Genomic DNA, 5,110 nt, shown 5'->3' on the forward strand with positions numbered 1-5,110 from the left:
ATCCATAGGTGCACGTCTTCCATGCTCTGGAAGCGGGTGTTCTGCACGGTGTTGAACGGCAGTCCATGCTTCTGGCAGATGCCGAAGCGGTTGTGTCCATCCACCAGTACGTCGCCCCACAGTACCAGCGCATCGCGGCAGCCTTCGGCGAGGATGCTGCGCTCCAGCGCCTCGTGTTCGTCGGCGGTGAGCGGGTCGATGTAGGCCTTGAGTTCTTCTTTGACGACGATGTTCATGGGCACGGCAACAGGCAGGAGCGGAACCGCCCATTGTACCCGCTCGCCAGCACCTCCCTGGCCTCAGGCGGTGGCCCGGATCATCTCGCCCAGGGTGCCGGTGATCCGGTCGATCTGTGCCTTGTCCACGATCAGCGGCGGTGACAACGCGATGATGTCGCCGGTGCAGCGGACCAGCAGGCGCCCGTCGTGGAAGCAGCGGCGGAACACCTCGTAGCCACGGCTGCCGGGGGCATCCTTGCGCGGTGCCAGCTCCACCGCACCGACAAGGCCGAAGTTGCGGATGTCGATCACGTTCGGCAACCCCTGCAGGGCGTGCAGGCGCTCCTGCCAGTATTCGCCCAGCTCGATCGCGCGCTCGAACAACCGTTCCTCGGCGTAGATGTCCAGCGTGGCCAACGCCGCCGCGCAGGCCAAGGGGTGGCCCGAATACGTATAGCCATGGAACAGCTCGATGGCCTGTGGCGGACCCTGCATAAAGCTGGCATGCACGCTGTCGCCGACCAGCACGCCTCCCAGCGGCACCGCGCCGTTGCTGGCGCCCTTGGCGAAGGTCAACAGGTCCGGGGTGACCCCGAAACGCTGTGCGGCGAACGCCATGCCAACCCGGCCGAAGCCGGTGATGACCTCATCGAACACCAGCAGGATGCCGTGCTGGTCGCAGATCTCGCGCAGTCGTTGCAGATAGCCCGGCGCCGGCAGGATCACCCCGGCCGAGCCGGCGATGGGTTCAACGAACACCGCGGCAATGGTGGACGGATCGTGCAGGGCGATCAGCCGTTCCAGATCGTCGGCCAGCTCTGCGCCCTGGCGTGGCAGGCCCTTGCTGAACGCATTGCGTGACAGGTCCAGGGTATGCCGCAGGTAGTCCACGCCGCCGAGCTGCAGGCCGAACTGGCGGCGGTTGTTGGGCAGCCCGCCCAGTGCCATGCCGCCGAAGCCGACCCCGTGGTAGGCCTTCTCACGGCTGATGAAACGCGTGCGATGTCCCTCGCCGCGCAGGCGGTGGTGGGCCAGCACGATCTTCATCGCTGAATCCACCGCCTCCGAACCCGAGCTGGTGAAGAACACGTGGTTCAGCCCGGCCGGGGCCAGTGCCGCCAATCGCTGCGCCAGGGCGAAGGCCGGCGGCGAACCCATCTGGAAGGCCGGCGAGTAATCGAGGGTGGCGGCCTGCTCGGCGATCGCTTCGACGATGCGTCGGCGCGCGTGCCCTGCATTGCAGCACCACAGGCCAGCGGTGCCATCGAGGATGGCGCGCCCATCGACGTCCTCGTAGTGCATGCCCTCGGCACGTACCAGCATGCGCGGCGCGCCCTTGTACTGGCGGTTGGCAGTGAACGGCATCCAGTACGCGTCCAGTGAATCGGGGCGCTGGGTGGCCAGGTCGTGCAGGTCGCTTGCAGGGGTTTTCATGCCGGCTCCGTCGGGTCCGATGGGTGCGACTCTAGCGCAGCCGCGTCACGGTTCTGTCGGCAGGCATGGCCCGGCGAGCGCGCAGCGCGGTCGATCACGGTGGGGTCGCGGCCGCGCCGGTATAAACAAGGAACGTTGATTGCTGGAGCGACCCATGGCCGACTTCCCCGACCGCAGCCACTGGCAGGCCCTGCGCAGCCGCGTGGCGATTCCTGCGCAAGCGTTCATCGATGGCCGCTACGTGGATGCCGCCAGCGGCGCGCGCTTTGATTGCATCAGCCCGATCGACGGGCGTGTACTGGGTGCGGTGGCCGACTGTGATGCACAGGACGTCGAGCGTGCGGTGGCCTCGGCGCGCTGCGCGTTCGAGGCAGGCCACTGGTCGCAGGCCAGCCCCGCCCATCGCAAGCGCGTGCTGCTGGCGCTGGCCGCGCTGGTGGAGACGCACGCCGATGAGCTGGCCCTGCTGGAAACGCTGGACATGGGCAAGCCGATCCGCGATGCGCGTCGCATCGATCTTCCCGGCGTGGTGCGCTGCCTGACCTGGACCGCTGAAGCGGTGGACAAGCTGTACGGTGAAATCGCCCCCACCGGTCCGCACGAGCTGGGCCTGGTCACGCGCGAGGCCGCAGGCGTGGTGGCGGCCATCGTGCCGTGGAATTTTCCGCTGCTGATGGCGTGCTGGAAGATCGCGCCGGCATTGGCGATGGGAAATTCAGTAGTGCTGAAACCCTCCGAGCGCTCGCCACTGAGTGCGTTGCGGCTGGCCGCACTGGCGGCCGAAGCGGGATTGCCGGACGGCGTGCTCAACGTGCTGCCCGGTCACGGCTCACGCGTGGGCGAGCCGCTGGCCCTGCACATGGACGTGGACGTGCTGGCCTTCACCGGCTCCACCGCTACCGGCGCCAGGCTGCTCGAATACGCGGGGCGCTCCAACCTCAAGCGGGTCTGGCTGGAATGCGGTGGCAAGAGCCCGCACGTGGTGTTCGCCGACGCGCCGGACCTGGATGCAGCCGCCAAGGGCGTGGCGCAGGGCATCTTCTTCAACCAGGGCGAAGTCTGCACCGCCGGTTCGCGGTTGCTGGTGCAGCGTTCGATCCGCGATGACTTCGTGCACCAGGTGATCGCCTACGGCCAACGCATGCAGCCCCGCCATCCGCTGGAGGCCGATGCACCGATGGGGGCGCTGGTCGATGCCGCGCACGTGGACAAGGTACTGGCCGACATCGCCCGGGCCGAAGCCGATGGCGCGCGCCTGCTGCTGGGCGGCCAGAGAGCCGAAGTGGAGGCGGGCGGTTGCTACGTGCAGCCGACGGTGTTCGACCAGGTACGCCCGGAACAGGCATTGGCCCGCGAGGAAGTGTTCGGCCCGGTGCTGGCGGTGCTCGGCTTCGATGACGAAGCCGAGGCCGTGCGCTTGGCCAACGACAGTCGCTATGGACTGGCCGCCGGCCTGTGGACGCGGGATCTTGGACGCGCCCATCGCGTAGCCCGCCAACTGCGCGCGGGCAGCGTGTGGGTGAACGGCTGGGATGGCGGTGACATGACGGCACCGTTCGGTGGCTACAAGCAGTCCGGCAACGGTCGTGACAAGTCGCTGCACGCCTTCGACAAGTACAGCGAGATCAAGGCCACCTGGATCCAGCTGTAGACCGCGCTACCGGCAGCTTGCACTGACCTGCAGCACCGCCTCGCGCAGCAACTGCCGGTCCACTTCCTCCACTGCGTTCTGGAAGTAGTGCATGTCCTGCTGGCCCAGCGTGCACGGGTCAACCATGTAGCCCGGTGGCCAGGTGCCGAGCATCTGGGCAACACCCTGCAGGATCTGCTCGGGCGTCATTTGCCGGTGGATCCGGAAAGGTGGGCGACGGGGGGCGAACGCCGCATGCACCTCACGGCGGCCGATCAGCTTTGCGGCCACACCCTCGGCAGTGATGCCATCGCCACCATCGATGCTGCCAGCCGGCAGCCTCAGATTCAGTGGTTGGTTGCGCGCAGCCGCGCTGCGTTGCCGATCGACATGCGCTGAGCGCTGCTCGGCCTGCGCAGTAGGAAGCGCGGGGGCGTGCGGAATCTGGTGCGGCGCAGCCGACGGCCGTGATGCATCGACAACCTGAGGGCTCATCGGCGGCGCTTCCGGCGGCAGCCAACGCAGGCTGATCCGCGAATTGTCGTGTGCGATCAAGGCGATGCGCCCCGCATGCAACAGCCACCACAGCATCAGCAGATGCACCAGCAGCACCGCCAGCCATGCAGCCAGGCGAGGCAGCAGCGGGGAATCGGAGCATGACTGCGGGGCGGCAGAACTCATCGGTGAAGCATCCATGCAGGGACCGGTGGTGCAGCGTAGCGGCCCCCCGGAAAGAATTCGTTGGCGTCGGTGTCGCCTGAAACCATTGCCCCGGCGGGGCGGCCAAGCGTGGCAGAATCGGTCGATCCGCCGTTACCCGCCTTGCCGATGTCGACGATCACCGCTGCCGCGCCACCCGTGAATTCTCCCCGCCGTGTCCTGCTGGCCAGCCTGATCGGCACTACCATCGAGTTCTTCGACTTCTACATCTACGCCACCGCCGCGGTGCTGGTGTTCCCGCACCTGTTCTTCCCGGAAAGCAGCGACCAGGCCGCCTTGCTGCAGTCCCTGGCCACCTTCGCGGTGGCGTTCATCGCACGCCCGGTGGGCTCGGCGGTGTTTGGTCACTTCGGGGACCGTATCGGCCGCAAGGCCACCCTGGTGGCCGCGCTGCTGACCATGGGCCTGTCCACGGTCGCCATCGGCCTGCTGCCCACCCATGCGCAGATCGGCCTGTGGGCGCCGGCACTGCTGGCGCTGTGCCGCTTCGGCCAGGGGCTGGGCCTGGGCGGCGAATGGGGTGGGGCGGTGCTGCTGGCCACCGAGAACGCACCACCGGGCAAGCGCGCCTGGTACGGCATGTTCCCGCAGCTGGGTGCACCGATCGGCTTCCTTCTGTCAGCCGGCATCTTTCTGCTGCTCGGTCGCTTTCTGGGCCAGGACGATTTCCTGCAATGGGGCTGGCGCATTCCSTTCGTTGCCAGCGCGCTGCTGGTCGGCCTTGGCCTGTGGGTGCGGCTGAACATCCACGAGACACCGGATTTCAAGCGCGCGCTGGAGCGCAAGGCGCCGGTGCGCCTGCCGATGTGGACGGTGCTGCGCGACCATCCGCTGCCGATGCTGCTGGGCACGCTGGGTGCGTTCGCCACCTTCGTGCTGTTCTACCTGATGACGGTATTCAGCCTCGGCCATGGCACCGCCGTGCTCGGCTACAGCCGCGAGCAGTTCCTGCTGATGCAGATGGTGGCGATGCTTTTCTTCGCCGCCGGCATTCCGCTGTCGGCACGCTACGGTGATCGCTGGGGAACGCGCCGCACGATGGCCATCGCCAGCCTGCTGATCATCGGCTTCGGTGTGCTGTTCGCGCCGTTGTTCCAGGCCGGCAGCC

General features: G+C 67.5%; 5 protein-coding genes. 2 read left to right on the plus strand and 3 right to left on the minus strand.

Going from position 1 to position 5,110, the window contains the following annotated elements:
• A partial coding sequence (locus tag AC1VAN_RS10690; protein WP_480985777.1) for a ParB N-terminal domain-containing protein occupies positions 1 to 236 on the minus strand: 236 nt, incomplete at its 3' end.
• 63 nt (positions 237 to 299) lie between these two features.
• Positions 300 to 1,652 carry an omega-aminotransferase AptA gene (aptA, locus tag AC1VAN_RS10695; protein ID WP_032975670.1) on the minus strand — a complete coding sequence of 451 codons (1,353 nt, stop codon included), beginning with the start codon at positions 1,650 to 1,652 and terminating at the stop codon, positions 300 to 302.
• Positions 1,653 to 1,806: 154 nt separating this feature from the next.
• Between aptA and AC1VAN_RS10700 the strand changes: the two genes are divergently transcribed.
• Positions 1,807 to 3,303: an aldehyde dehydrogenase gene (locus AC1VAN_RS10700; protein WP_032975672.1), complete on the plus strand. Its 1,497-nt coding sequence runs from the start codon at positions 1,807 to 1,809 to the stop codon at positions 3,301 to 3,303.
• A gap of 6 nt (positions 3,304 to 3,309) precedes the next feature.
• Here AC1VAN_RS10700 and AC1VAN_RS10705 read toward each other — a convergent pair whose 3' ends face one another.
• Positions 3,310 to 3,963 carry a hypothetical protein gene (locus tag AC1VAN_RS10705; protein ID WP_235189913.1) on the minus strand — a complete coding sequence of 218 codons (654 nt, stop codon included), beginning with the start codon at positions 3,961 to 3,963 and terminating at the stop codon, positions 3,310 to 3,312.
• 147 nt (positions 3,964 to 4,110) lie between these two features.
• Here AC1VAN_RS10705 and AC1VAN_RS10710 point away from each other — a divergent pair.
• The coding region (locus tag AC1VAN_RS10710) for an MFS transporter (protein WP_480985778.1) at positions 4,111 to 5,110 on the plus strand (1,000 nt) is incomplete at its 3' end.

It is taken from the genome of Stenotrophomonas sp. 05L44_2 (assembly GCF_056665995.1).

Bases quoted from the DNA above. Each gene is read 5' to 3' on its own strand.
- aptA (WP_032975670.1), bottom strand. From the start codon at position 1,652: ATGAAAACCCCTGCAAGCGACCTGCACGACCTGGCCACCCAGCGCCCC.
- AC1VAN_RS10700 (WP_032975672.1), top strand. From the start codon at position 1,807: ATGGCCGACTTCCCCGACCGCAGCCACTGGCAGGCCCTGCGCAGCCGC.
- AC1VAN_RS10705 (WP_235189913.1), bottom strand. From the start codon at position 3,963: ATGAGTTCTGCCGCCCCGCAGTCATGCTCCGATTCCCCGCTGCTGCCT.